19 protein-coding genes are annotated in these 25958 nt (G+C 66.2%); 10 read left to right on the top strand and 9 right to left on the bottom strand.

What is annotated here, in order from left to right; all coding sequences use genetic code 11:
* Nucleotides 1–7: 7 nt before the first annotated feature.
* Nucleotides 8–922: a Brp/Blh family beta-carotene 15,15'-dioxygenase gene (locus tag AC3D24_RS03110; RefSeq protein WP_489028086.1), complete on the top strand. Its 915-nt coding sequence runs from the start codon at nucleotides 8–10 to the stop codon at nucleotides 920–922.
* A 577-nt stretch (nucleotides 923–1499) separates the two neighbouring features.
* Nucleotides 1500–2384: a glutathione-dependent disulfide-bond oxidoreductase gene (gene yghU / locus AC3D24_RS03115; protein WP_489028088.1), complete on the top strand. Its 885-nt coding sequence runs from the start codon at nucleotides 1500–1502 to the stop codon at nucleotides 2382–2384.
* Between the two features lie 77 nt (nucleotides 2385–2461).
* Here the strand turns inward: yghU and AC3D24_RS03120 are convergent, their stop codons facing one another.
* The gene (locus AC3D24_RS03120) at nucleotides 2462–4645 is read right to left on the bottom strand and encodes a penicillin acylase family protein (RefSeq protein ID WP_489028090.1); all 2184 of its coding nucleotides are present in this window, start codon (nucleotides 4643–4645) and stop codon (nucleotides 2462–2464) included.
* A 34-nt stretch (nucleotides 4646–4679) separates the two neighbouring features.
* On the opposite strand from AC3D24_RS03120, the gene AC3D24_RS03125 reads away from it, so the two are divergent.
* Nucleotides 4680–6008: a metal-dependent hydrolase family protein gene (locus AC3D24_RS03125; protein WP_489028092.1), complete on the top strand. Its 1329-nt coding sequence runs from the start codon at nucleotides 4680–4682 to the stop codon at nucleotides 6006–6008.
* An 86-nt stretch (nucleotides 6009–6094) separates the two neighbouring features.
* On the opposite strand, the gene AC3D24_RS03130 is transcribed toward AC3D24_RS03125, so the two are convergent.
* The 6 genes from AC3D24_RS03130 to AC3D24_RS03155 all read right to left on the bottom strand — a co-directional run bounded on the left by AC3D24_RS03130 (nucleotide 6095) and on the right by AC3D24_RS03155 (nucleotide 13990).
* Nucleotides 6095–7741, bottom strand: a complete 1647-nt coding sequence (locus tag AC3D24_RS03130; protein WP_489028093.1) for a TPM domain-containing protein — start codon at nucleotides 7739–7741, stop codon at nucleotides 6095–6097.
* Between the two features lie 15 nt (nucleotides 7742–7756).
* The gene (locus AC3D24_RS03135; protein WP_489028095.1) at nucleotides 7757–8599 is read right to left on the bottom strand and encodes a DUF3667 domain-containing protein; all 843 of its coding nucleotides are present in this window, start codon (nucleotides 8597–8599) and stop codon (nucleotides 7757–7759) included.
* A 450-nt stretch (nucleotides 8600–9049) separates the two neighbouring features.
* On the bottom strand, nucleotides 9050–10363 hold the full coding sequence (locus AC3D24_RS03140; protein ID WP_489028097.1) for a carbohydrate porin: 1314 nt from the start codon (nucleotides 10361–10363) through the stop codon (nucleotides 9050–9052).
* Nucleotides 10360–11757, bottom strand: coding sequence for a c-type cytochrome (locus AC3D24_RS03145; RefSeq protein ID WP_489028099.1), 1398 nt, complete (start codon nucleotides 11755–11757; stop codon nucleotides 10360–10362). Before AC3D24_RS03145 ends, AC3D24_RS03140 begins: the two co-directional genes overlap by 4 nt.
* Entirely contained in the window at nucleotides 11754–13403 is a 1650-nt protein-coding gene (locus AC3D24_RS03150) for a GMC family oxidoreductase (protein WP_489028101.1), read from the bottom strand. The genes AC3D24_RS03145 and AC3D24_RS03150 overlap by 4 nt, the downstream gene beginning before the upstream one ends.
* On the bottom strand, nucleotides 13400–13990 hold the full coding sequence (locus tag AC3D24_RS03155) for a sugar dehydrogenase complex small subunit (protein ID WP_489028102.1): 591 nt from the start codon (nucleotides 13988–13990) through the stop codon (nucleotides 13400–13402). The genes AC3D24_RS03150 and AC3D24_RS03155 overlap by 4 nt, the downstream gene beginning before the upstream one ends.
* Before the next feature lie 250 nt (nucleotides 13991–14240).
* Between AC3D24_RS03155 and AC3D24_RS03160 the strand changes: the two genes are divergently transcribed.
* The 4 genes from AC3D24_RS03160 to AC3D24_RS03175 all read left to right on the top strand — a co-directional run bounded on the left by AC3D24_RS03160 (nucleotide 14241) and on the right by AC3D24_RS03175 (nucleotide 19510).
* The gene (locus AC3D24_RS03160; RefSeq protein ID WP_489028103.1) at nucleotides 14241–15224 is read left to right on the top strand and encodes a LacI family DNA-binding transcriptional regulator; all 984 of its coding nucleotides are present in this window, start codon (nucleotides 14241–14243) and stop codon (nucleotides 15222–15224) included.
* A gap of 246 nt (nucleotides 15225–15470) precedes the next feature.
* The gene (locus AC3D24_RS03165; protein WP_489033022.1) at nucleotides 15471–16301 is read left to right on the top strand and encodes a 23S rRNA (adenine(2030)-N(6))-methyltransferase RlmJ; all 831 of its coding nucleotides are present in this window, start codon (nucleotides 15471–15473) and stop codon (nucleotides 16299–16301) included.
* A 375-nt stretch (nucleotides 16302–16676) separates the two neighbouring features.
* Nucleotides 16677–18011, top strand: a complete 1335-nt coding sequence (locus AC3D24_RS03170; protein WP_489028104.1) for a chloride channel protein — start codon at nucleotides 16677–16679, stop codon at nucleotides 18009–18011.
* Between the two features lie 56 nt (nucleotides 18012–18067).
* Complete coding sequence (locus AC3D24_RS03175; protein ID WP_489028106.1) at nucleotides 18068–19510, top strand: DUF389 domain-containing protein; 1443 nt, start codon at nucleotides 18068–18070, stop codon at nucleotides 19508–19510.
* Here AC3D24_RS03175 and AC3D24_RS03180 read toward each other — a convergent pair.
* Nucleotides 19490–19669 (bottom strand): hypothetical protein, encoded by a 180-nt coding sequence (locus AC3D24_RS03180; RefSeq protein ID WP_489028108.1) that lies wholly within the window; start codon nucleotides 19667–19669, stop codon nucleotides 19490–19492. The two genes, AC3D24_RS03175 and AC3D24_RS03180, sit on opposite strands and share 21 nt — an antisense overlap.
* Nucleotides 19670–19948: 279 nt before the next feature.
* Between AC3D24_RS03180 and AC3D24_RS03185 the strand changes: the two genes are divergently transcribed.
* The 3 genes from AC3D24_RS03185 (at nucleotide 19949) to AC3D24_RS03195 (ending at nucleotide 24805) form a co-directional block, all read left to right on the top strand.
* Entirely contained in the window at nucleotides 19949–22081 is a 2133-nt protein-coding gene (locus AC3D24_RS03185; protein ID WP_489028110.1) for a TonB-dependent siderophore receptor, read from the top strand.
* Nucleotides 22078–24582, top strand: coding sequence for a PepSY domain-containing protein (locus AC3D24_RS03190; RefSeq protein WP_489028112.1), 2505 nt, complete (start codon nucleotides 22078–22080; stop codon nucleotides 24580–24582). Before AC3D24_RS03185 ends, AC3D24_RS03190 begins: the two co-directional genes overlap by 4 nt.
* A gap of 94 nt (nucleotides 24583–24676) precedes the next feature.
* Nucleotides 24677–24805, top strand: coding sequence for a hypothetical protein (locus AC3D24_RS03195; RefSeq protein WP_489028113.1), 129 nt, complete (start codon nucleotides 24677–24679; stop codon nucleotides 24803–24805).
* Nucleotides 24806–24820: 15 nt separating this feature from the next.
* On the opposite strand, the gene AC3D24_RS03200 is transcribed toward AC3D24_RS03195, so the two are convergent.
* Nucleotides 24821–25846, bottom strand: a complete 1026-nt coding sequence (locus tag AC3D24_RS03200) for an endonuclease/exonuclease/phosphatase family protein (RefSeq protein WP_489028115.1) — start codon at nucleotides 25844–25846, stop codon at nucleotides 24821–24823.
* Nucleotides 25847–25958 lie beyond the last annotated feature (112 nt).

Here is a 25958-nt window from a genome sequence, read left to right on the forward strand (position 1 = left end):
TGCTGCCGTGACCCGCTTGGACCGCCGCGCCGCCTCGGTGCGCGGCGTCGTCCACCCCGCCTTCTGGCTTGTCGCCATCTATCTTGGCGTGGCGCTGGCCGCAGGACTACCGCTCGAAGGACCGGTCGCGACCCTGATCGCGACACTGGTCTTCACTGGCGGCGGGATGCCACATGGCGCCTACGACATTGCCTTGCTCGCGCGCGCAAGCCGTCTCGGGCGCTTCGACCTAGGCCTCGCGGTAGGTGGCTATATCGGCATCGCCGCTGCAATGGCCACGCTATGGATTGTGAGTCCCCTGATCGCGTTGGTCGCGTTCGTCGCGGTCGCGTCGGTGCATTTCGGCGAGGACTGGACCATGATCGACGAGCCGTTGCTCAAGGTTGCTGCCGGTACAGCGGTCATCGCCGCACCCGCGATTGGCCACCCCGCCGATGTCGCGCGGCTGTTCGTCGCGATGGTTGGTGGCCCCGGTGGCGAAACGATCGCACGGTCGCTGATCGCGGTTGCGCCCGTCGCACTGCTTGTCACGATGGTAGGCATCGTCGACGCTTGGCGGAATGGTGCACGCGAATGGGCTGCGGCGACGGCGGTTGCGATCTTGGTACTGGTCGTTGCGCCGCCAGTCGCGGGGTTCGCGCTGTTCTTCGTGTTCCTGCATTCGCCACGTCACCTCGCAGATGCGCGGATCACGTTGAGCGGAGTTTCGCATCGCTGGTGGCTGGCGACGGGGGCAGCCTTGTCGGTGGCAGCGATCAGCGGCTGGGTCGTCTTTGCGACCAGCCTCGGGCGGTTCCTGCCCGCCGACCTGACCGCACAGGCGTTCCAGCTTCTCGCAACCGTCGCGGTGCCGCATCTGGCATTTTCGAAATGGGTCGAGCGGCGGCTGGCGCTTGGCGATCGTCAACTATGCGTGGTGTGACCGGCGGCGCCATGAGTGAGCGAGGATTTGCGCGGCGAGGTGACGGCCGAATAGCGAAGCGCCCTCGATCCTTGGCGAGTGTCGCCTGCGGCACCGATCCGTTCGCCGGCATTCCAGAGAGAGCCGAGATCGAGCCCTACCGTCGCTGCAGATCGCCAGCGACGGCAGATGCGAACGATCGGCAAAGAAAAGCCGCCTGACTGTACAACGCCAGAGCTGCCGGCAGTCGATCAATTGCGGAATCAACACACTCTTCAAACGGCTCGCGCGACCAATCCGGAGTTGGCTGGACCACCCATGTTTCCAGCTTGTGGCGACCCGACTTCGCGCTGTTCCGCGCAGCCCAGCCAATGGTTCCGGCATCCTTGAGTACGTCATGAGAAATGCTGGGTGCCGAACGCGCCGAGAGGGCGCGGGAACGTCCGCAAGTGGGTCTTCCGGCATCTGAAAGACGGAAGACCCAAACCCGGACGGCTTCTAACAGACAATCTCGGCTCAGCGACTTCAGCTCTGCCCTTGCGTATAACTCGGCAACGGCTCAATTCGCGGAGCAGATTAGAGATAGCGGAGAACGCAAATGACCGAGACAGCCGAATATACGCCGCCGAAGGTCTGGACCTGGGACAAGCAGAGCGGAGGCCGGTTCGCGAGCATCAACCGCCCGATCGCGGGTGCCACGCATGACAAGGACCTGCCCGTCGGCAAGCACCCGCTCCAGCTCTATTCGCTGGCAACGCCCAACGGCGTGAAGGTGACCGTTATGCTCGAGGAGCTGCTCGCCGCCGGTCATACGGGGGCCGAATACGACGCCTGGCTCATCAAGATCATGGACGGCGACCAGTTCGGTAGCGGCTTCGTCGACGCCAATCCCAATTCGAAAATCCCCGCGCTGGTCGATCGTAGCGGCGCCGATCCGATCCGGGTGTTCGAATCCGGCTCGATCCTTGTCTACCTTGCCGAAAAGTTCGGCGCGTTCCTGCCGACCGATGTTGCCAAGCGCGCCGAAGTGCTCTCGTGGCTGTTCTGGCAGATGGGTGCGGGGCCGATGCTGGGCGGCGGGTTCGGGCATTTCTACGCCTATGCCCCCGTGAAGATCGAATATGCGATCGACCGTTTCGCGATGGAGGTTAAGCGTCAGCTCGACGTGTTGGACCGGCGGCTGGCCGAGAGCGAATATGTCGGTGGCGACGCGTATTCGATCGCCGACATGGCGGTATGGCCCTGGTACGGCGCGCTAGTGACGGGCCAGGTGTACGACGCCGCCGAGTTCCTTCAGGTGAGCGACTATAAGAACGTCCGGCGCTGGACCGACCTGGTCGGCGCGCGGCCGGCGGTCCAGCGCGGGCGGATGGTCAACCGCGTGATGGGCGATCCTGCCAGCCAGCTCCACGAACGCCATGACGCGAGCGACTTCGACACACGGACACAGGACAAGCTGGAAGGGGAAGCGACAAAAAGCTAGGCGCGGCGACGCTCTGCGAGGCGGATGCGAGGTGCTCGTCGACAGGATTGGAGAGCACCGGACGCGTCGCCGCGACGTCAGCCGCCGGGGCGGTAGCTACGCTCGACGTGCCCCTTGAGGTCTTCGGGATAGAAATAGACGGGACGCAGCCTGCCCTCCGCGTAGCGCGACGTCTGGTCGGCGAAGTGCGGTGACGTCGGGTCGCCGCTCTGGCCGCCGGCCATCACCGCCATCGCCTTTACGCGCGGGCCGAACTCGACGACCGCGACGAAGCTGTTGCCGCCGGTGCCATAATAGCGTTTCGTCCCCGGCCAGGGCTTGGCGCCGAACGACGCGAGACTGCCCCATTGCGCCGAGGTGAACGGCACCGAAATCGATCCGCGCGCGTCGTCGAAATGCGGCTGGATCGCGTCGTCGAGCCGCTGGAAGCGGTTGATCTGCTGCCACGGCGTGCGCCAGTCGCCGAAATCGCGCGTCAGGCGGTCGACGGCGGCGGACAGCGCGGCCAGCTTGGCGTCGGGCAATACGCGCGCGTCGATGTAGTCCGGCACGTTCAAGCGCTCGGCCTGCGCGAAGCTGCCGACCTCGCGCCACAACTGGTCGCCCCAGAACACCGCGAGGCTGGTCGCAACCGAGTCGTAGCGCCAACGGTGATCCCATCGCTTCAACAGCGCGATCGGCGCGGCGAGCGACGCGCGCCGGGGATCGCGGGCAGGCAGCGCGTCCCAGGCCTCTACCAGTCCGGGGATCAGTCGGGCGAAGGCGGGCAAATAGGAATCGAACGCGGCGGCGCGGAGCGTCTCGGGAGTCCAGCCGCGTCTGCCGGTCAGAAGCAGGTCGGCATGGACGCCGCGCGCGTTGCCGCCGACCTGATCCATGTACTTCGGATAGTCCGCAGCCTTGGGGCTGTCCGGCCCGGCCGCGCTCCAGGGCCAGTCGTTGGTGTTGTGTGCCCAGCCGGTCCGCGGGTTGGCGACGCTCGGCAGGCTGGCGAGCGTGTGGAGCCCGTGCCAGTCGGTTGCGGGATCGCTGCCATCGACGGGACGGGTATAATCGAACCGGTCGCTGCGGATCGGCATGAACTGCGGCATCAGGAACGCGATCTCGCCCTTGTCGTCGGCGAACAGCGTGTCGTTGGACGAATTCGCCTTCCGCTCGGCGACGGCGATGTAGCTGGCGAGATCGGTCGCCTTGGTCCGCAGATAGCTTTGTTCCAGGGCGGGGACGGGCTTCCACATCAGCGCGGTCGCGATCCATCGTCCGCCCTTGATTGCGACGATCGGTCCGTGATGCGTCGCATAGGTGGTGAAGCGGCGCTCATCCATCGTGCCGTCGGCTCGGCGATAGCGTATAGTGACAGTGCGCGTGGTGACCGGGCGGACTTCGGTGCCGTAGCGATAGGCATAGCGGTCACCGGTCCGCGCGATCCGTTCGGCGAACTCGTCGATATTGTCGACCGTCGCGGAGGTGTGCATCCAGCCAGCCTTGGAGTTGAAGCCCTGATAGACGAAGAACTGCCCCCAGGTGCTGGCGCCGTACGCGTTCAGGCCTTCGCCGCTCGTCATCTGCGCCTCGGAGCGGAAATAGAAGCTGGTGTGCGGATTGATCAGCAGCAGCGCACGGCCGTTCGTGGTGAGGCGGGGGGCTATCGCGATACCGTTCGAGCCCGACGGCTCGCGCGGCACCATGCCGCGTTCTTCCGGCGAGGGCGGGGTGGGCTTGCCGTAGAAGGTCTTCAGATCGCTGAGCGAGATCCGTTCGATATCCCCGCCGATGCTCCCTTCGGTGAAGCTGAGCGCCATCCAGGGTTCGAACCGGGTGAGGACTCTCGGCTTGGTCTGCGGATGCGTCGCCAGATAATAGTTCAGTCCGTCCGCCCATGCCTGCATGAGCGGACGCAACCAGGCCGGGCTGGCGGCATACTGGCTTTTCAGGTCCGCGGGATCGACGAACAGCCGCTGGCGAAGGTCCGCCCATACCGCGTCTTCGCCGTCTGCTTCGGCGCTACGCCCGAGCGCGATCAGGTAATTCGCCTCGATTCGCGCGAAATCGTCCTCCGCCTGCGCGTAGATCAGTCCGAATACCGCATCCGCGTCTGATCGCCCACGGATATGCGGGATGCCCCAGTCGTCGCGCGTGATCGTGACGCGCGACGACTGCGCCTGCCACCGCGCCATGTCGGTCGGTGGCGCACTGGGCGCAGCCGTCAGCAGGGCCAACAGGATCACCGGATTGCGCGCACGCCGAAGGAGCTTATCCATGGTCGCAGCGTAAGGCGGGAACGGGGGAAAGACCATGCGGTGGCTGACGACGATGATGCTGACGACCGCAGCGGTCCTGCTCGGACCCTCGAGCGCGGTGCCAGCGTCGGGTCCGGGGTCGATCCTCCTGAAACCCGCGGGCGTTTTCGACGGCGCGGACGGGACTGTCCATGCCGGCTGGCAAGTGCTCGTGACGGGTGCCCGGATCGTCGCGGTGGGGCCCAGCCTTCCGTTACCCGTCGGTACGCAGATCGTCGACCTTGCCGGCGATACGCTGATGCCCGGCATGATCGAGGGGCATGGGCATCTGTTCCTGCACCCGTATGACGAAACGAGTTGGGACGATCAGGTCCTGCACGAGCCGCTCGCGCTGCGCACCGCGCGCGCTGTTGCAAGCGCAAAGGCGACGTTGCTCGCAGGCTTCACCAGCGAACGCGATCTTGGCACGGAAGGCGCAGGCTATGCGGATGTCGGGCTGAAGGCGGCGATCGATCAGGGCATCGTGCCGGGGCCGCGGCTATCGGTCGCGACGCGGGCGATCGTGGCGCTTGGCGCTTACGGTCCGAAGGGTTTCGAGCCTGGCGTCCCGGTACCACAGGGTGCCGAGGAGGTGTCGGGCGTCGACCAGATGGTGGCCGCGGTGCGCCGCCAGATCGCGGCGGGTGCGGACTGGGTGAAGCTGTACGCCGATTATCGCTGGCGACCCGGCGAGGAGAGCCGGGCGACGCTTAGCCTCGCCGAGATTACGGCTGCCGTGACGGCGGCGCACGACGCGGGGCGGCCGGTCGCCGTCCACGCCGCGACCGCCGAGGGTATGCGCCGTGCGGTCTCAGCCGGAGTCGATACCATCGAGCATGGCTATGGCGGTACCCTCTCGATCTTCGCGGCGATGGCCGCCAAGCGCATCGCGCTCTGCCCGACGCTCGCGGCGTCGGATGCGACCTCGCACTATCGCGGATGGAACGGGAGCGAACCGGCGCCGCCCGCGGTCGAACTGAGCCGTTCGAGCCTCAAGCTCGCGCTAAAGGCTGGCGTGCCGATCTGCGTCGGCGGTGATGTCGGGGTGTTCGCGCATGGGCAGAACGTGCGCGAGATGGAATTGTTGGTCGATGCCGGGATGCGCCTTGCAGACGTCCTGTTAGCCGCGACCTCGGGCAACGCGCGGTCGCTCCATCTTGGCGACACGCGGGGCACGGTCAAACCTGGCCTGCTGGCTGATCTGGTTGCGGTATCGGGCGACCCGACTGCCGATATCGGCGCTCTTCGCCGTATTCGAATGGTTATGAAGGGCGGCACCATCGTCCCGGACTCGTACTCGAGCCATTCGCCACCGTCCTCTATCCGAAAGTCGGAAGATGAATGAGCGTCGGGTTTAAGAGACGGGCAACTGCACAACGAATGTCGCATTGTGGGTCGTTGCTGCCCCAATGTCGCACTTGGGTGCAAAGATCAGATCGCATCGTAGCTGAACAGCCACATCGACGAGGCTTGCCTGCTCGCTTTGTCGCCGGTGCTTTGAAGTCGGCCGACCGCGGTATATCTGGTGCCGTTCCGGAGTGCGCCGGACGGCATCAGGGGTGCGAGGCGCGGTGCGACGTAAAGCACGAGGTCATGGCCATCGTCGGTGGTCATGCTGACCGCCGTGTAGCCAAGCTTCCCACCCAGGAGTCGTTCGTTTGCCTGGCCGTATCCGGTTGGCGACTTGAGGCTCGTAATGCGGCCCGTCACCCGGACGAGGTTACCGTTGGGCTGGTCGCTCGCGGCATTGAACGGCCGCTTTGTCTGCATCCGCGCGGCATTGATCCCATTGTAATGATCGAGCAGCTGGCCGAGGCTCTGGTAGCCGATCGTCCATTTGCTGCGCTCGGCCCAGAACAACGTCCCATCGAACACGGTGAACAGGGCGTCGGTCCAGCCGGCGCATCCGTCGGCATCCTCGCAATTGGGCCATGCGGCATCGATCCATTGCACAAGCTGCGTGTTCGGATCCGAGAATTCGGCTTCCTTGGCAAGACCGGGCCCGAACGCGACCGCAGCCTGATGTTGCCGCGGGGCGACGACCGCGACCGCGCCGTTGCCGACATCGAGCTTGCCGATCCGCAACTGCCGCATCATCGCCCAGGCATAGTCGTTCGCGGACAGCCCCTTGAGGTCGTCGACCACCAGGATGCTCATTTCGACGCCCGAATCCTTGGCAAGGCGATACAGCTTTTGCTCCATCGTTTTCATGCGCGCCGGATCGAGCCGTCCGGTCTCGTCGACGATGAAGCGGCCATATTTGAAGGGTATCGATCCGGGTGCCGGTAACAGGCGGGCGGGGACCGAGGCGTTAACGATCGCCGGCGTTGTTGCGGGGGATGGCGCTGTCGGACCTTGGGCGATCGCGCCCGTCGCGGCGCCGCCCGGCGCCGCGGGCGCTTTCCCGCCCGCGCACTCGAGACCGCCCGATTGCGTGCAGGACTGCTGCCACCCTTGGCGGATCGCGTCCGCGCGCTGGTCCTTTGCCGGATGGGTCGGCGAGCCGTGGCTGCTGCCGACCGTCAGGATCATCCGCTGCGCCTCGGCGAGCGGCGCGCCCATCTTCTGCAGGACGTAGCCGCTGAACTTGTCGGCTTCCAGTTCGATTTCCGGGCGACTGCCGCCGGGTACGATCGTGTGCCCGGACAGATGATGCGCGATTTCGTGCGCCATGATGCTGATCGGACCCCAGGGGCTACCACCGACCTGCGCTTCGGCGGCTTTCATGAACGTGGGATTGAACGCGATCACTCGGCGCGGCACCCGCTTGTCGTCGAGCATGATGACCGCGGCGGCGTTCGGCACCGGTCCGGACACGACGACGAAATTGGCGGGCAGGCCGGTATAGCCCATGATCCGCGTGACGGCGCTGGCGCAATCCTGCGGCGCGCCTCCGGTCAGCGCGGCGGCATCCGCCTTGACCGGCTTGCCGTCATAGGAACAGGCCTGGAGCGTCGATGCGATCGCCTCGACCTTGGCCGCGCTGGACGCCGTCTTGCTCGTGTCGTTCGCCTTGCCGCATCCGCTTGTCAGGAGGGCCGCCAGCGCACTCATGGATGCCAGATGCAGGGTCCGCATGTCACCGTCTCCTCGTCAGCGGCTTACCAGCCACAGGATCGCCCATGCGTAGATGCGCAGCAGCGTCCAGTTGATCGCGGCGACCATGATGCCGGCTAAAACCAGCCTTGGCCAGTCCGTCCGCCATGACAGGAGGAAGAACTGGCGATAGGCCAGCACGACGATCAACGTCTTGAGTATCGGGACATAAATCTGCGACGCCGCCTTGTGCGCCAGGATGAAGGCCGGGTCGCGCCAGATCAGCGTCGGCAGCAGGTTGACACTGATGAACGCCAGCACGATCGACTGGCAGTAGATCGCCAGGACCGTCACTTCGACCAGATTATAGCCAAGCCGGCGCCGGAACACGATCGCTGCCGTAGCGACGATGGCGACGATGGCCAGCGAGAAGCTCCAGTTGGAGTAGGCGAGCACCTGCGCGGCCATGCGCTTAACGACGCCGTCGCGATCGACGCCTGCATAGACAGTGAAATACTGGTTGGTCGCGAGTAACAGGACCAGGACGGCAACAGTCGCCACAAGCAGCTTCAGCGGGTGCATCCACGTCGTCCGCCGGCCCATCACATATTCCCGGGCGACCGTACCGGGCGTGACGACAAGTTTGCCGAGCGTGCGCACCGCCGGCAGCTCGAACAGACGGAGTCGATCCCAGGTTTCCTTGCGGATATCGCCCCAGACAAACCGCTTCGCGGCTTTCTGCCCGCATCCACTGCAATACGCGGTTGCCATCGGCCTCGCGCAATTGCGGCACGTCGGTTGCTCGAACCAGTCATTGGAAACCGGAACGCTGGGGAGGGGAGGAGTGTTCTGTTTGCTCGGACCGAACGCACCGGCAATCCTGCGGCGGACATCAAGCATCTTACCTCCCCCACGTTGCTCTGCTTCGACTTAGCATAGGGCCGATAGACGGTGGAACAGTATCCTCATGGACCCGATACTGCCCTGCGATCCGGTTCATTTTTGAAGCAGCCGGTCGGTGGCCGGCTGAACAAGGCCGAACACGCTAGATGAACAAGGGTCCGTTTCTAGGAAGGGGGCGAACAGCCGCTGAGTGGCCGGTTCTGGGTCGGCTTTCCCGCGTGCTGAATTTGTCGCGCGCTTCCTCGAAGCGGGCAAGATTTTCTTCCGCCCAGATCCAGACACCGCAGAAGACGGCGCCAAGGCTCGCACTGAGTTCAGTTAGCGAATGGTCGACGCGTGTTCATGTCGTGTTCCTCAGCCCAGATCGCCGCCCGCCACGGGCAGCACCGAACCAGCGATATACGATGAGGCCGAGGCGAGGAGTAGCGCTGGTTCGATCCCTCAGGTCTACAACGTCGCCTGGAGATGCAGCGTGGCGACGACGGTATCGGGCCGCGTATCATAGCCGCCGGGGTGGACGACATATTGAAGGCCCGGACGCAGCAGCAGCCATGGCGCGATCTGGGTGCCGTAGTTCACTTCCCAAAGCTGCTCGTTGCCCTGGTGCGCGGTGCCGGCGGCGATCTGCGTGTCGATCACGTTGCTGTTGATGTTCGCCTCGGTCCAGCTGATGCTGGCGATGTCGTTGCCGCGGCTCGGCACGATACCGCGCCAGCTCGCCCCCAGTTCATAGAAGGTGCGTAACAGCCCGGTCTCCGCGTCGTTCAGCGTGGCGACGCCGAACACCGATACGCCCTGGACCAGACCCGGATGCGGTTTCCAGATCTGCTGGGCGGCCTGGATATAGCCGCCGGTCCGGCCATGCGCGCGGCGCGTCGGGTCGGACAGGTTGGTGGTGTTCGACGTGTCGTAATAGAGGCCGATCTTGTAGGTGCCGGCATAGTCCGACGGCGTCTTGCCGTGGACGTAGCCGATTTCCAGCGGCGCGATCACGCCGGTATTGTTGTCGAAGCCGATCTGGAAGCCGTGCTCCTGCCGCTTGCGCGACGGGGTGACGTCATAGACGCCGGTTTCGGCATAGAAGCCGGAGCGGTCGGTCCATTTGACTCGCCCGCCCCATTGGCCGGTGGGATTGTCGACCCAGCCGCTGCCGTACAGCAGCCCGAGCGGATGGCCGCAATTGCCGTTATTGTTGAAATTGCAGGTATAGGGCAGCCCGGCGAAATCATTGCCCATCGCATAGAAGCCGCCTTTGACGCTCAGCCGCTTGTCCATGAAGACGCGCTCATAGCTCACCTCGTCGAACCGGGCGTTGGCGCCCTGGCCGAAATACGCCTGGTTCTGGATATACGCGCCGGTGCGATCCTGGTGCAGGCCGTGGCCGAGGCGGTCGGACACCGCGATGCGGACGATGCCCGAATTGGCGACGCCGAGCTTTTGCAGGTCGATCACGGCGCCGATATCGATGCTCTGCGTATAGTCCCAGCCCGCGCTGATATAGCCGCGATCGTTTCCCGCGACCTCGCCGATGACGTGCGCGGTGACGTCGATGCCGCGTTCCGAGAGCCACGCGCGCGGCTTCCAGTTCTGGAGCAGCGGCGTCTGGCGCACGCTGTCGAGCGGCTCCGGCTTGGGCGTCGCCACCGGCTGGTCGCGCGTGACCACTTCGGGTGCATCCGACCCGCTGCGCGTCTGTGCCGCGAGCGTCGCCGGCGCGAGCAGCGCAAGAGCGGCCGCGGTGGAGAGGAGGGCGCGGTTCATCGTGCGAACACCCGCTGGCGACGGCGACGGCGAACGACGAACCAGGCGATCGCGGCAAGCACCACGACGATACCGGCCGGCATCCCGATCTGGACGAGCCGGAGCAGCAGCGGCGGTGGTCCACCGTTGCGTGCGGTCGCGACGTCGGCGGCGGTGATCGTGCCGCCGGGGCCGAAGGTCGTCCGGACATAGCTGGCCACCGCGGCGATCTGGTCGTCGCTGAGCGACTGGACCATCGATCCGCCGCCGAAGCTCGGCATCAGCACGTGGTGGCCATCGACGGTGCGATCGACGCCGTGGATGATGACCGAGATCAGATTGTCCGGACGTGCTGCGCCCACCGTGCTGTTGTGAAACAGCGAGGGATAATATTGGTCGCGACTACCGGCGCCGTCGTCGCCGTGACAGCTCGCGCACGCGCCGCTGTACAGCGCATGGCCGTCGGTGCCGCCCTTCGGGAAGGTCAGCCCGCGCGTCCCCGCCTCGTTGTCGACAGGCGCGCCGTACGCCGTGGAGGCCTTGGCCGCATCGCCGCCATCGCGGATCGCAGGCGCGCTCTTCACATAGGTCGCGAGCGCCGCGATGTCGGCGGCGTTCAGGTGGCTGAGGCTGTTCGTCACCGCCTCGGCCATGCCGCCCGCGGCCTGCGCCTTGCCGGCGACGCGGCCGGTCTTGAGATAGGTCGCGATCTCGTCCTGGCTCCAGCTGCCGATGCCGCTGACCGGATCCGAGGTGATGTTCGGCGCGTGCCATTCGCCGAGCTGTCCGCCGCCGAGCGCCGAACCGGACTTCTCCTGCATCAGCACGCCGCGCGGGGTGTGGCACGACGAGCAATGCTCCAGTGCGTTCGCCAGATACGCGCCGCGGTTCCACGCAGCACTCTTGGTCGGATCTGGCTCGGCCCGCTTGTCGTCGAGGAACAGCGCGTTCCAGATCGCCATCGAGAATCGCAGGTTGAACGGGAAGGGCAGGTTGGTCACCGGCCCGGCCCGATCCACCGGTGCGACGCCGCGCATGAAATAGACGTAGAGCGCGTGGATGTCCGCGTCGCTCAGCTTCGCGTAGGACGTGTACGGCATTGCCGGGTACAGATGCGAACCATCGGCGCGGATACCCTGGCGCAACGCACGCGCAAACTGCGCCTCGGTATACTTGCCGATCCCGTGGCTCTTCGACGGCGAGATGTTGGTGGCATAGATCATGCCCAGCGGCGAGGCGATCGCATAGCCGCCGCCGAACGCCTGCTTGGCCTTGGGATCGGTGTGGCAGGCGGCGCAATCGCCGGCGGTCGCCAGGTAGCGGCCGCGTGCGACGGTGTCGTCGGGCTCCGCGGCGGTCGCGGCGCTGCCCGCCAGCAGGACCGACAGCGCGGCGATCAGGACACGGCGGATCATGCGTGCACCAGCGTGCGCTCGATCGCATCCGCAGCCTTGAGGCCGAGTGCCGCCATGCTCAACGTCGAATTGACGACGCTGGCGGACGGGATCGGGCCGCCACCGGGGAGCCATAGATTGGCGTGATCGTACGTGCGGCAATCGCCGTCGACGACCGAATCGCGACGGTCGCTTCCCATGATCGTGCCGCCCATGATGTGATTATTGGCGTTGAGCGCCGTCGTGATGTGGAACTCCTCGGCATTGAACAGCGAGCCGATGTGACGGAGCTGGTCGCACGCCTTGTCGTAGCCACGCCGGGCATAGTCGCCGAGTTTGTAGTGGATGTCGGGGCAGGGCAGTCCCAGCCCGTCGCGCCGCGTCTTCGACAATGTCAGCCGGTTGTTCGGATCGGGCAACGGCTCCAGGCTGATCGACAGGTCGACGCCGAAGGTGGCCCGGCGGCGGATCTCGTTGTCGAGTGCCTCCCCGACCAGCCCCAGCTTCAACGCCTGGTCGGTGGCCGGCGCCACCCGGTTGATGTTGTTCAGGATCATCTTGTTGGCGGAATATTCCGAGCGGAACGCGCCGTCGCGCGGGCCGACCATGCAGCTCGACTGCGCGGGGCCGCGACCCAGCCACATCGGCCGGTCGGCGATGAACGTGCAGTGGAAACCGCTGTGATCGAGCATGTTGCGCCCGACCTGATCCGACGAATTGGCGATGCCGCGCGGGTTGCGGTCGTTCGCGGCAAGCAACAGTAGCCGCGGCGTTTCGAGGCTGTTGCAGGCGAGCACGAACGTCTTGCCGGTCGCCTTGTGGCTGACCTTGTCGGTATCGTACCAGTGGACCGCGACGACGCGGTTGTTCTCGTCGGTATCGATCTTGTAGACGACCGCCTCGGCCAGGACCTTGGCGCCCTTGGCCTCGGCCGCCTCGACGGTGTGGATGCCGTTGTACATCGCACCGATCGGGCAGATCGGCTGGCAGTTGTTGTTGCCGCAGCAGGCCGGGCGATCGTTCCACGGCTGGACCATGCGACCCTGCGGAATCGGCACCAGGTTATAGCCGTGCGGATTGACCACTTCGGCAAACGTGGTGTCGCCGTGCGCCCAGGGGATCATGTCGGCGGGATAGGGCTTGCTGCGCTCGCGCGGCGACTGCTTTTCAGGGTCGAGCGGCCCGGATACGCCCATCGCCTCCTCGGCGCGGCAATAATAGGGCTCCAGATCCTCATAGCTGATCGGCCAGTCGCGGCCGACGCCGTACGTCGACTGCATCTTCAGATCGACCGGCAGATGCCGCCAGCACGATGCGGCCCAGTGCCAGGTGGTGCCGCCGACCGCGCGGATATAGCCCTGCTTGTAACTGGAGCCATCGGGGCCGGACAGCGCGACATAGTCGTTCGGCGGGAAATACAGCGGCGCGGTGGCGTGCGGAGACTGCGGGTAGAGCCCCTGGTAATCGCTACCGATCCGCCGCTCGAAACTGATGTTGCGCCAGTTCTCGACCACTTCCGCGCGGTCCAGTCGAGGGCCCGCGTCGAGCATGAGCACCGAGTGCCCCGCGCCGACGAGCTGGTTGGCGATCAATGCGCCGACCACGCCCGTGCCGACGATCACGACATCGGCATCGGCGTCGCCGTTGTTGAAGCTCGGCGTTTTCATGGCTTGCGGGTCTCCGGTGTACCGACGGTGGGCGGGGCGGGTGCGGTTTGCGTGGTGGACTGCACGACCCGCACTTCGGGAGGCTCCGCGGTCCACCAGGCGGGGCCGCCCAAGGCATAGGTGGGTGGATAGAGACCGTCGGCGACCGCGCGCTGCATCAGCGCGTCGCGGTAGCTGACGGTCACGGCCTTGGGGCCGGTGCCGGCGGTGCCCGTGTACCAAGCCGCCACCACGGCCAGCGCGACCGGTTCGAGCCCGGCGGCTTGCGCGGCAGCCAGCGCTGCCTCTGGGGACATGCCGGCGTTCCAGATCCTGGGCAGGCGCATGATCTTGGCGTGGACGTCAGGTGCGAGATCGGCGAACGCCTTCGACAGCCGCGCCCCGGTGATCGGGTTCAGATCGCCGTGCCCGGTGATGATCCGCGAGATCGACAGGAACAGCGGGTCGGGCGTCGGCGCGTCGGCCGCATCTGACACTGGCAAAGCGGCCTGCCTGGAACAGGATGCCGCGAGCAGCATCAGCGATGCGAGCAGGACGCTGCGCCGTGTCGTGGCGGTCGCGTCGCCCCCAATATCTACCGAGTTCATCGATTTTCACCGTTTCCAAGACCGCGCAGCCATTGCCGCCGATGCGAATCGCCCCTAGGCTGCATCGCGATGCAAGGCAATGCCTTTGGCGATCGGTCATGGCTCGTTCAGCTTGAGCTATTGCCAGGTTGCAGCTCTCGAATACTGCTATGGATCCCGGTATGCGCGCTGGATGGTTGCAGACATGCCGGCCAACCCACTGATCTTTAGGAAGGATCGATAAATTGGCGACACCGGAGTATGACGGCGGATGACTGACGCTCCCTCCCGCCCGATCACGTCGCACGATGTCGCGAAACGTGCCGGCGTATCGCAATCGGCGGTATCGCGAGCCTTCACGCCCGGCGGCAGCGTATCGCCGGCCATGCGCGCGCGGATCGACGCTGCGGCGTCGGCGCTCGGCTACATGCCCAATTTGTTGCCGCGGATGATGCTGAAGGGGCGCATCGGGATCGTCGCCGTCATCATCGGCGATCTCTACAACCCGTTCCACGCCAAGACGCTTGATGCATTCGCGCGCGACCTTCACGCTGCGGGCTACAAGCTGATGCTGGTGCCCGTCGAGGGCTCCGTCATCCCCGACGGCATGATCGACGAGCTTCTGGGCTACCGCGTCGACGGCGTGGTGACGGGTCTGTCGATCCTCACCACGCCCGACGCGGACCGATTGAGCAGTTTCCGCATCCCGGTGGTGGCGCTGAACTCGCCGACCGGCGGCGACTGGATCCGCAACGTTCGCTCGGACAACGAAGCCTCGGGCCGCGCGGCGGCGACGCTGTTTCATGAGCGGGGCCGGCGACGGTTCGCGTTCCTGACGGGGCCGGGCAGCTTTGCAAGCCTAGGCCGCCAGCGCGGTTTCGCCGAGCGCGCCGTCGACCTCGGGCATGACGATCCGGTGATCCTGCCCGGCGATTACACCCATCAGGGGGGCATGGCCGCGGCGCGATCGATGCTGGCCGGCGCGGCGCCGCCGGACGCGATCTTCTGCGCCAACGACCTGAGTGCGATCGGTTTGATCGATGGCCTGCGCGCCGGTGGCCGTCACTGCCCGGAGGACGCGATGGTCATCGGCTACGACAACATCAACGCGGCGGCATGGCCCAGCTACGATCTCACGACCTTCGACCAGCAGATCGATGTGATGACCGCGGCGGTGGTCGAGTTGCTCGGCAAGCAGCAGGCTCCCGACCGGATCGTGCCCTCGTTGCTCGTCGAGCGAGGCAGCACGAAGTAATCGCCGCAAGAATAGCGCTCGCTAAGAGTTTACGTTCAGGATTCTCCATAGGCGGCCCGCATCGCTGGCTGCATCGCCATGATCGTCTGATTATCATCCTGATCAAGTCTTACGCAGATGAGTGTTGAAGGTTTCCGCCCGACTTTATACCAGCACCGGGTTTATGACTTTAACCGCCTCGCGCTCGGCAACCGCGCCAGCGCCAGCGCCACATATGAAGCTAGATCGTCGGGATTTTGCATCGCAATGAATTATCGCCATTCCTTCCATGCGGGCAATAGTGCCGATGTCGTGAAGCATAGCCTACTAATCACCCTCGTGCGGGCCTTGCAGCAAAAACAAGGCGCGCTGACGCTGATCGACACCCATGCCGGTTGCGGGCTGTACGACCTCAACGGCGAGGATGCCGAACGTACCGGCGAGTCCACGGAGGGCGTGTTGCGGGCCTTTGCCGACCCGAACCCCTTGCTGAACGACTATCGCGCCGTTGTGCAGGCGGTGAATGCCGAGGCCGAGCCGCGGTTTTACCCCGGATCGCCGCGAATCCTGGCGCAGCTTCTGCGCCCGCAGGATTTCCTGATCCTGAACGAAAAGCATCCCGAAGACGCCTATACTCTGCGCGGTGTGATGCGCGACACATCCGCTGCCGTGCATGAACGTGACGCCTACGAGCTTTGGCTGGCGATGCTGCCGCCCCGAACCGCGCGCGGCGTGGTGGTGGTCGACCCGCCGTACGAGCAGCCCGATGAACGCGCACGTATCACAGCCACCCTCGCCGCCGCTCACCGCAAATGGGCACATGGTGTGACGGTAATCTGGTATCCGCTGAAAGACCGCGCCACGCATTCGCGTTGGACGGAGCAATTGCGCAAGCTCGGCATCCCGAAACTGCTGCAGGTGGAGCATTGGTTGTACGATGACGATCAGCCCGGCATCTATAATGGCGCAGGTCTTTACATCGTCAACCCGCCCTACGCCTTTACCCAGGCACTGCCGCCTCTGCTGGAAGCCCTGCGCACCGTGCTGGCGCCGGATGGGCATAGGGGCCAGATCACGGCCGATTGGCTGAGCGGTTAAATTAAATCCTGATCGCCCTCTTCTCGCGAATGAGGTATTGCCGCGCTGAAGGTTTCCGACAAAGCATCTCGGGAGATTTGCTCGTTGTCGTAGGTTGGCTGGTAACCATCGCCGCTTGCGCTCCGCGTTTACCGGGGAGCGCGGGTGGTTCTGCTTTCTCCGAACAACAGTCGATTGCCGAAGATGCTGGGTACGGCGGATAAGTCCCCCTTCTTGTCTCTCCAAGGCCGCTCGTCGATGCGTAGGGTCGACATGAACGGATGTCGGGAGTTGGTAGGCGCGAAACCGCGCCTGAACGGCTGGTTGTGGGTCTGAGCCGCGAATGCGCTTGCCGCCGGGGGTAGCCTAACTGGCCCCGGGACTTAAAAGAACGGCATGACTGGCCTGTTCAATCGCCTTCTCCCGTCCAGACGCTGGACGCCCTCGCGGTACAGGGCGTTATTGCGCGCGCGCGGGCCGCGATCTACGCAGTTTCGAACGCGTGGTGCGATCCTCACGGGTGCGATCCTGATCGGGATCGTTGCGACGCTGTTTGCGGAGGCGGCCGATTGGGCGGGCGAGGTTTTCAGCCACTTTGCCACGACCTGGCATTGGATCCCGCTGATCACGACGCCGCTGACCTTCATGGGGCTGGTCTGGATGACCCGTCGCTATGCGCCGCTCGCGCGGGGATCCGGTATTCCTCAGGTGATCGCGGCTCAGGCCAACCCGAACGATGCGACCGGCACGCTGATCTCGATCCGGACGGTCGCAGCCAAGGCGGTGCTGACGATCGGCGCGGTACTGGGGGGCGCATCGGTCGGTCGGGAAGGACCGACCGTCCAGTTGGCGGCGGCCGTGATGGGTTTCACGCACCGCGTCGTCCGCGTACCGTTGCGCGGCGGGGTCGTCATCGCCGGCGGTGCGGCGGGCGTCGCGGCGGCATTCAACACGCCGCTCGCAGGACTCCTGTTCGCGATCGAGGAACTCGCGTCGGCCTATGAACAGCGCGTGACGCTGCTGGTCCTCGCCGCGATCGTCATCGCCGGGATGGTCGCCCAGTCGGTGCAGGGCGACTATATCTACTTCGGCGCGATCGGCGCGCATATGCCGCTGCTGTCCGCGCTGCTCGTCGCGCCGGTCGCCGGCATCGCCGGTGGCATGACCGGCGGGCTCTTCTCGCGAATCCTTTTGGGAATGGCGGTCAGCCGCAATCGACTGACGCGTTGGACCCGCGCGCATCCGGTGGCGTTCGCCGGTTTTTGCGGCGCTGTGGTCGCGGTGCTCGGCGTCGCGACCGGACTGACGTGGGGAACCGGCTACGCGTCGGCGCGCGCGATGATCGTCGGCGTCGATGCCCCGCTCTGGTTCGGGCCGGCCAAGATGATCGCCACCGCCGCGACGGCAATCGCCGGCCTGCCGGGCGGGATCTTCGCGCCGTCGCTCGCGGTCGGCGCCGGCGTCGGCAATCTGCTCCGCGAGATATTCCCCGGCGAGCCGGCCAGCGCGATCGTGATCCTCGGAATGGTCGCCTATTTCGCCGGGGTCGTCCGCGCGCCGCTCACCGCGGTCATCATCCTGTCGGAGACCACTGCCAGCCGAGGTCTCATGCTGCCGATGTTCGCGACCGCGTTCATCGCCGATGCCGCCAGCCAGTGGGTATGCCGCGAAAAGCTGTACCATGGTCTTTCAAAGACCTTCGCCATGACGGAGACGACCCGATCCACCTGAACCCTGCAAAATTCGTTACGCTCCCTCAGGCGTGGCTGGCCAAGGTCACCGAACGCGTGGACCATGACGGCGTCCTGCGACAGATCGCCGAGGAAGCGGGGTGGTCGGGCCGCTACGCCTTCCTGATCGTCATCTCGGCCGCGATCTCGCTGCTCGGGCTGCTGATGCCCTCGGTCGCGGTGCTGATCGGCGCCATGCTGCTGTCGCCGCTGATGATGCCGATCATCGGCCTGGGCTTCGGCATCGCCACGCTCGACTTCCACGAGATACGCCGCGCCGCGACCGCGCTGACCCTGGGCGCAGCGCTCGCGGTGGCGCTGTCCGTCGTGCTGATCCTGCTGTCGCCGGTCCAGACGATCACCAGCGAGATCGCCGGACGGACGCAGCCGACGCTGTTCGACCTGCTCGTCGCACTGCTGTCGGCCATCGCGGGCGGCTACGCCCTGATCCGCGGACGCGGCGGTACGGTTGTCGGGGTCGCCATCGCGATCGCCCTGATGCCGCCGCTGGTCGTGGTCGGGTTCGGCATCGCAACCTGGAACTGGGTGGTCTTCTCGGGCGCGTTGTTGCTCTTCCTGACCAACGCCATCACCATCGCGCTGACCGCCGCCCTCGTCGCGCGCTGTTACGGCTTCGGCAGCCACCTTTCGCCGCACCATACCGGCGGGCAACTCGTCCTGTTCGCCGTGGCGATCGGGGTCCTGTCCATTCCCCTCGGTGCCGGCCTGCGTCGCATCGCCTTCGAGGCGGTAGCCCAGCGGCAGGTACGCGATGCCCTGGGTCAGGATTTTCCACCCGGTGCGCGATTGAGCCAGGTCGAGATCGACCATGGGGCGAACCCGGTCCGCGTTCGGGCTGTGATGCTGACGCCGCGGATCGAACCGGGGGCGGACCGCAAGCTCGCGGCCGATCTTCGCCAGCGGCTCTCGCGGCCCGTCGACGTCCATGTCGATCAGGTGCGCATCTCGCCCGAAACCGGCGCGGTCGAGGCCGCACAGATCGCGCGAGCGGGCAATGGCGATGCGCTGCGCGCCGCACGCGAGCGTGATCGCGCAATCGCCGACGTTTCGCTGATCGCGGGCGTTCCCGTTTCATCGGTGCAGTCGGAGGCGGCCGGGCGGACGATCCGCGCCACCGCGGCGCCATTGTCCGGCCTCGACATCGCTGGCTATCGTGACCTGGAACGTCGCGCGGACGCCGCGGTCGCCGACTGGCGCGTCATACTAAGTCCGCCGAACGACGTCGCTCTGCCGGATATCGCGATCACCTCCGGTGTCATCGACGATCAGGCGCTCGGCCAAGCGGGCTGGGCATCGGCTCGGCTCGATCGGACGCTCGACGTGTCGGGCGGGACCTTGCGGCAGCGCACGGCGATCGCGCAGGGCATTGTCGAGCGAGGGGGCAGGGCGGAACCCGGCCGTGCGGACGGTCGCCTGCGCCTGATATGGTCGATCGATACCGAGCAGCCTGCGCCCGGATCAGACCAGAGCAGGCCATAGCCGCGCATAGCTCCCCTCGAACACGGCGCGGTCGTCGCGATCGTCGATCGTTTGACGCACCCGCTGGGCGTGACGCGAATCCCAACTCGCGATCGGCTCCCGCATCGCTGGCAGGTTCGCACGCATAGCCGAGAGCGTGCTGGTCAAGTGAAGAGACACTTCGACCTCTTCGCTACCTTCAAGAACGGCCGCTCTGCCCTTTCGCCTCGTCTACGGTGCGTGTGGAAGCGACAGCTACTCGTCGCCCGCCCATCGCTCATCGTCCACGGTGCCGCGCGCCAGGCGAAATCCATGTTACACCTAGGGCTGCCGATCGGCCGTATTATAGATTGATACGCATTCGCAATAAGGCTAGGGGTGGCGTCAGGGAGAGGGTTTGGGGCCGAGGTAAAATGCCTTCGTCGCCGCCATCGGTTCAGTCGAAGAACGGAATTCTCCTTGTACCATAACCGCCGCGCGCCCGCGCTCCTGGCCTCGATGTTGGCCGCCTTCGGTCCGGCCCCCGTTTTCGCGCAAATCGCCGGAGACGGTGCCGAAGAAAGGATCGAGCGCGACGACGAGATCATCGTCACCGGCCGCGCGCGAAAACTATACCGCGCGAATGTGACCGAGATCGGCCGCGCACCCGCCAATCCGCTCGACCTGCCGCAATCGGTGCAGATCATCACCGCCGACCTGATCCGCGACCAGGGCGCGCGTGACATCACCGACCTGTACCGTAACATCGCCGGCGTCAGCGCGAGCCAATATGCGACCGTCACCTATCGCGGATTCCGCCAGGACGGGATCTTCTATGATGGCTTGCGCGGCGATCCTTTCCAGGGCTTCGCGGTCCCGAGCCTGTTCAGCATCGACCGCGTCGAGTTCCTGAAGGGGCCGGTCGGCATGCTCTACGGCGCCAGCGCGCCTGGCGGCATGATCAACTATGTCACCAAGAAGCCGGCTGAGACGTTCGGCGCCTCGCTGCGCGGGATCGTCGGGAATCGCGACCGGTATGGCGCGTCGGCTGAGGTCACCGGGCCACTTGACCGGGGCGGCGTCCTTTCGGGACGCGCGGGCGCGTTCTACGAGAGTCTCGATACCGTCCAGGTCAACAGCCGCAGCCAGTCGTTGGTGCTCGATGGCGGCCTCACGACGCGGCTGGGTGCCAACACGAAGCTGACGACGCAGCTGACGCATTTCGAGCAGGACCTGCCGGGGCGGTTCCGCGGGATCCCGATTGACGACAGTGGCAATTTCCTCGCCGATCGCCGCTGGAACCATCTCGAGCCAACCGACTTTTCGAAGCTCAGCGGCACGGTGGCGCAGGCGCGGCTCGATCACAGGCTCAGCGACGCGGTGTCGTTCAACCTGGCGTCACGCTGGTTCCGCTACCGCGAGCATCAGGAATATCACGAGCCGCGCGCGGTGGTGGACAGCGATCGCGACGGGATCTTCGATACCGTACCGCGCGAATATCGCAGCCAGCGCTACGACATCACCGGGCTGACCGTCGCAGGCAATCTAATCGCCAAGTTCGAGACAGGCCGCTTGCATCACACGATCGCGGCGGGCGGCGACTGGTATCGCCAGCGGTCCAAGCTCGACAGCGTGGCGGTGCGGTCCGGCGTGCCGGCGCTGTCGCTCACCGACCCGGTCTATGGGCTCACCTCGGGTGTCGATTACGATTTGAGCGCGGGCAATGCGGAACGGACCGACGTGCGCTCGCATCGCTATGGCCTGTACGCGCAGGACCAGATCGATATCGGCCGCGTCATCGTCGTCGGCGGGCTGCGCCAGGATTGGTTCGACGACCGCGATCCTGTGGCCGGCGACGATCGGACGTCGGGCGACAGACTGAGCTGGCGGGGCGGTGCGATCTACAAGCCGATGAAGACCGCCTCGCTCTACGCCAACTATTCCCAGAGCTTCGAACCGCAGTCGCCGGGCGTCCAGAGCTCGAGCGTCGGCGGCCCGTTCGCGCCGGTCGCCAGCCGGCAGGTCGAGGTCGGCGCCAAGGGTGAATTCCTGAACGGCGCGCTGCAGCCGACGCTCGCGCTCTACCGCATCGTGCGCCGCGGGATCGTCCAGGCAGATCCCGATCTGCCGCCGATCGGCGGGATCGACCAGCTCGCGCCGGTTGGAGAAGTGACGAGCAAGGGCGTCGAACTGACGCTGGCCGCCGACATCGGGCGCGACTGGGTGGTGACCGCGAACTATGCCTATAACAACGCGCGCATCACCGACAGCGCAGGGCCGGCGATCGACAATTCGGTCGGCGGCCGCTTCCCCAACGCGCCGCGGCACCAGGCGGGCGCCTGGAGCCGATACCAGGTTCGTCCGCTTGGCACGGCGGTGGCGCTGGGCGGGCAATATGTCTCGGGCCAGCTAGCGCGCGGTGGCGCACATATGAAGGGCTTCGCGGTGTTCGACGGCAGCATCACCAAGCAGCTCGGCTTCGCCGACGTGATGCTGCGCGCGGAGAATATCTTCGACAAGGTCTATGCGACCTCCGCCTTCGATTCGCGGCGCGGCGCCTTCGTCGGCCGTGCGCGCACCGTGTTCGTCGAACTGCGCGCGAATTTCCGATGATGCGCCGCGTCCTGTTCCAGATTCACTGGTTCGTGGGGATCACCGTGGGCTTCGTGCTCGCGCTGATGGGGGTCTCCGGCGCGATGATGAGCTTCGAGACGGAGATCATGGCGACGCTGTCGCGGCCGATGCTGAGCGCCGCGCTGCACCCCGACGCGACACGGCTGGCGCCCGACGTGCTGATCGCGCGGATCGCGGCACAGCGGCCTGGAACGCGCGTCCAGCGGCTGACGCTGCACAGCGATCCCGCGCTTCCCGCCGAGGTTCGACTGCAGGGCGGAAAAGCGCGCGAGGATGCGCTGGTCGATCCAGCCACCGGGCGTCTGATCGGGACCAGGACGGGCCAGTCGGTCTTCACCGTCGTGCGCCAGCTGCATCGCTGGCTTGCGCTGCCCGGCAACGGCAACGGGATCGGCCGGCAGATCACAGGGATCGCGGCGCTGTCGCTGATCTTCTTCGCGCTGTCCGGGCTGTATCTGCGCTGGCCGCGGCGCGCGCTCGACTGGCGGTCGTGGCTGGTGCTCGATCTGCGGCGGACGGGGCGCAACCTGTACCGCACGCTGCATGCCGTGATCGGAGGCTGGGTCGTGGTGTTCTATCTTGTCTCGGGGTTCACCGGACTGTGGTGGTCCTATGGCTGGTATCGCGACGGGGTGACCTATGCGCTGACCGGCAAGCCCGCGGTCGCGGAACGACGCGAGGGGGGCAGGGATGCACCCGCGACGCCGCGATCGGTGACGGTCGCCTGGACCGGCCTGCGTATCGCGACCGGGCCCGATTTCGGCACCGTCAGCTTCGCACCACCGACCGACGCCAAGCCGGTCGAATTCAGCGTGCTGCCGATCGGCGCGCGATACGACCGGATGACCGACGACCTTTCGGTCGACCAGGCGAGCGGGCGGATCGTCAAGGCCGATCGCTATGCCGACAAGCCGTGGGGCAAGACGATCATCGGTGCCATGCTGCCGATCCATCGCGGCGATTTCTTTGGGCTGGCGGGGCGCGTGGCGATGATGCTCGCGAGCCTGACCATGCCGTTGTTCACGGTGACCGGGCTGCTGCTCTATCTCGGCCGGCGCAAGCGCGCGCGCGCGGCGCCTGTAACGATGCCGGCGTCGTCGCAAGAGGCTGCGGACGGTTCGCTGCTGATCGCCTATGCCAGCCAGACCGGTGGCGCCGAACGGATCGCACGCGCGACCGCGGCGATGTTCACCGACACCCCGGCGCGCGTGATGCCGTTGACGCAGGTCGACGACGCCGTGCTCGCGCAGGCGCGCCGCGCGCTGTTCGTCGTCAGCACCTATGGCGAGGGCGAGCCGCCAGACATAGTGCGCGGCTTCGCACGCCGGTCGCTCGCGACGCCGCCTGCGGTGGGCGAGCTAGAGTATGCGGTGCTGGCGCTCGGCGACCGTGAATATGCCGATTTCTGTGCGTTCGGGCACCAGATCGATCGGTGGCTGCACACCGGTGGCGGCCGGCGGCTGTTCGACATGATCGAGATGGACGGCGACGATGTCGATGCGCAGCGCCACTGGCAGCGGCAGGTCGCGTCGATCGGCGCGAACGGCGACGTCGCCGACTGGGCACCCGCCGCGTTCGCGCGCTGGCGGCTGGTCGAGCGTTGCCTGCTCAATCCCGGCAGTCTGGGCGGTAAGGCCTTCCATCTGGCGCTGGAGCCGATCGACGGCGATCTGCCGATCTGGCAGGCGGGCGATATCGCCGAGATCGCGCCGCGCCATGATCCCGCTCGGGTGGCGGCGTTCCTGGCCGTGACCGGACTGGACGGCGAGGTCGAGGTGCGGGGGCTGCCCCTCGCGGACCATCTGTCCGGCGCGATCCTGCCCTACCCGGAAACGGTCGCGGGGCAGGATGCCGCGCACGTCGTCGCGTCTCTTCGCGACCTGCCGCACCGCGAGTATTCGATTGCCTCGATTCCGAGCGACGGACGCCTGGAATTGCTGGTCCGGCAGGTCGCGCGGCCCGATGGCCTCGGCTTCGGTTCGGGTTGGTTGACCGCGCTTGCCCCCATTGGCGGCGAGGTCCTCCTGCGGATCAGCGACAATCCCGGCTTCCATGCGCCCGCAGGCGATACGCCGATGATCCTGATCGGCAACGGCACGGGGCTCGCAGGGCTGCGCGCGCATCTGCACGCGCGTGCCGAACGCGGGGCGGGTGACGCGTGGCTGCTGTTCGGCGAAAGAAGCCCGGCCATCGACGATTTCTATCGCGACGAAATGGAGTCGCTCGCCGACCGCGGCACCCTGGCGCGCGTCGACCGCGCTTTCTCTCGTGACCAAACGTCCCGCCTGTACGTCCAGCACATCGTGAAGCGTGCGGCAGACGATATCCGTGCCTGGGTCGATCGCGGTGCCACGATCCTGGTCTGCGGCAGCCTTGCGGGCATGGCGCCCGCGGTCGACGAAGCGCTGCGACTGGCGCTCGGTGATCCCACGCTCGAGGCGATGACCGAAGATGGACGTTACCGGCGCGACATCTACTGACGAACTCGAAGATCTCGACTTCTCGAACCTCGACCGCCCCGGATCTGCCGGCGGCCAGGGGTTGTGAGTCAGGCTGCCTATCTTAGTCGCTCCGATGTCGATCGGGCTGTTGGCATCGGCGATTCTCGGCATCGTCATCGCGCTCACCAATCGATCGATGCGACGCACGTCGGTGATAGTTCTCGTGGCGGGAGCCGCGTTGCCGCTTCTGCTGCTGGCCTGACACCGCGATCGGCCGTCAGCGGCTCGCCAGAATGGCCCGCGGTCTGGACCGGATACCGGCGCTGTCCAGCGCATAGGAGAGCATGACCCCGACATGATCGGACAGCATCGCGTTCGCGCCATCATGGCCGAACGGCGCGCTCAGACCGAGTGGTCGGATCGAAAGAGCGTTCGGGGCGCGATACATCAACCAGTCCTTCGCGCGGGCGGTCGAGATCGCGATATCGGTCGGCTCGCTCACCACGCAGGCGCGCGTCATCCGGCATTGCAGCGATCCGCCGGTCAGAGCGATTGGCCCGCCGAACATCCGCTGGGCGAAATAGCTGCGGCGAGCGAGGTCTCGCCCGACGTTGAAATCGCCCGCCACCAGGATTGCGGCGTCGGGCCGTGCGACCGCACCGATGAAGCTGCCGAGCAGGTCGATCTGCCGTTTATAGGCATAGAGCGCGCGCGGTTCCGACACCCCGGTTGCGCCATTGGAGTTCAGATGGGTGTCGATGACGGTGACTGGCCGGGCCATGCCGGGGATCGCGATCGAGGCCGCCATCGCGCCCTTGTTGGCGAGGCAGTCATAGCCCGCGCAGACCGGATAGCTCATCCGGCGCACGGCCAGGATCGGGTAGTCGGAAAAGATCGCCAGACCGCTGCCGACATGCTTGCCCACCCGTTCGCCGCGCAACATGCTGCCCTCGGACACGAAGCGTCGGTCGTCCGGGGTCGTGGCGGACGACGAGTCTTCGGCAGGCGCGCCGAACGCGATATAGCGATAGCCCGCCGCGATCCCGATCGCCTTGGCATCGGGCACGAACGCTTCCTGCAGCGCGACGATGTCCGGCTGGCGGCGGGCGGCGCGCATCGCGCGAAACTGCGCGGCGATGGCGGACAGCGACGCGGTGCGATCCTCCGCGATCGGCCAGGGCAGGCCGTGCACGTTATACGTCATGACCGACACCATCGGATGCGGTTCGCTGGCGACGGCGGGCGCGGCACAGGCCATCAGCGCCGCCACCCGAAGTCCGAAATTCCCGATCCGTATCGACACCATTCGGTCTCCCGTTACTGTTTTCTACACAGACGCCGCCGCGCAGGATCAACCGCATATCGAAATTGCCAACCTGCGATCGTGTGCGGCGGCTCCCGTCCTGGCCGGTCGA

It is taken from the genome of Sphingomonas sp. SL1004, from assembly GCF_057815015.1.

Bases quoted from the DNA above. Each gene is read 5' to 3' on its own strand.
- yghU (WP_489028088.1), top strand. From the start codon at position 1,500: ATGACCGAGACAGCCGAATATACGCCGCCGAAGGTCTGGACCTGGGAC.
- AC3D24_RS03120 (WP_489028090.1), bottom strand. From the start codon at position 4,645: ATGGATAAGCTCCTTCGGCGTGCGCGCAATCCGGTGATCCTGTTGGCC.
- AC3D24_RS03125 (WP_489028092.1), top strand. From the start codon at position 4,680: ATGCGGTGGCTGACGACGATGATGCTGACGACCGCAGCGGTCCTGCTC.
- AC3D24_RS03130 (WP_489028093.1), bottom strand. From the start codon at position 7,741: ATGCGGACCCTGCATCTGGCATCCATGAGTGCGCTGGCGGCCCTCCTG.
- AC3D24_RS03135 (WP_489028095.1), bottom strand. From the start codon at position 8,599: ATGCTTGATGTCCGCCGCAGGATTGCCGGTGCGTTCGGTCCGAGCAAA.
- AC3D24_RS03140 (WP_489028097.1), bottom strand. From the start codon at position 10,363: ATGAACCGCGCCCTCCTCTCCACCGCGGCCGCTCTTGCGCTGCTCGCG.
- AC3D24_RS03145 (WP_489028099.1), bottom strand. From the start codon at position 11,757: ATGATCCGCCGTGTCCTGATCGCCGCGCTGTCGGTCCTGCTGGCGGGC.
- AC3D24_RS03150 (WP_489028101.1), bottom strand. From the start codon at position 13,403: ATGAAAACGCCGAGCTTCAACAACGGCGACGCCGATGCCGATGTCGTG.
- AC3D24_RS03155 (WP_489028102.1), bottom strand. From the start codon at position 13,990: ATGAACTCGGTAGATATTGGGGGCGACGCGACCGCCACGACACGGCGC.
- AC3D24_RS03160 (WP_489028103.1), top strand. From the start codon at position 14,241: ATGACTGACGCTCCCTCCCGCCCGATCACGTCGCACGATGTCGCGAAA.
- AC3D24_RS03165 (WP_489033022.1), top strand. From the start codon at position 15,471: ATGAATTATCGCCATTCCTTCCATGCGGGCAATAGTGCCGATGTCGTG.
- AC3D24_RS03170 (WP_489028104.1), top strand. From the start codon at position 16,677: ATGACTGGCCTGTTCAATCGCCTTCTCCCGTCCAGACGCTGGACGCCC.
- AC3D24_RS03190 (WP_489028112.1), top strand. From the start codon at position 22,078: ATGATGCGCCGCGTCCTGTTCCAGATTCACTGGTTCGTGGGGATCACC.
- AC3D24_RS03195 (WP_489028113.1), top strand. From the start codon at position 24,677: ATGTCGATCGGGCTGTTGGCATCGGCGATTCTCGGCATCGTCATCGCG.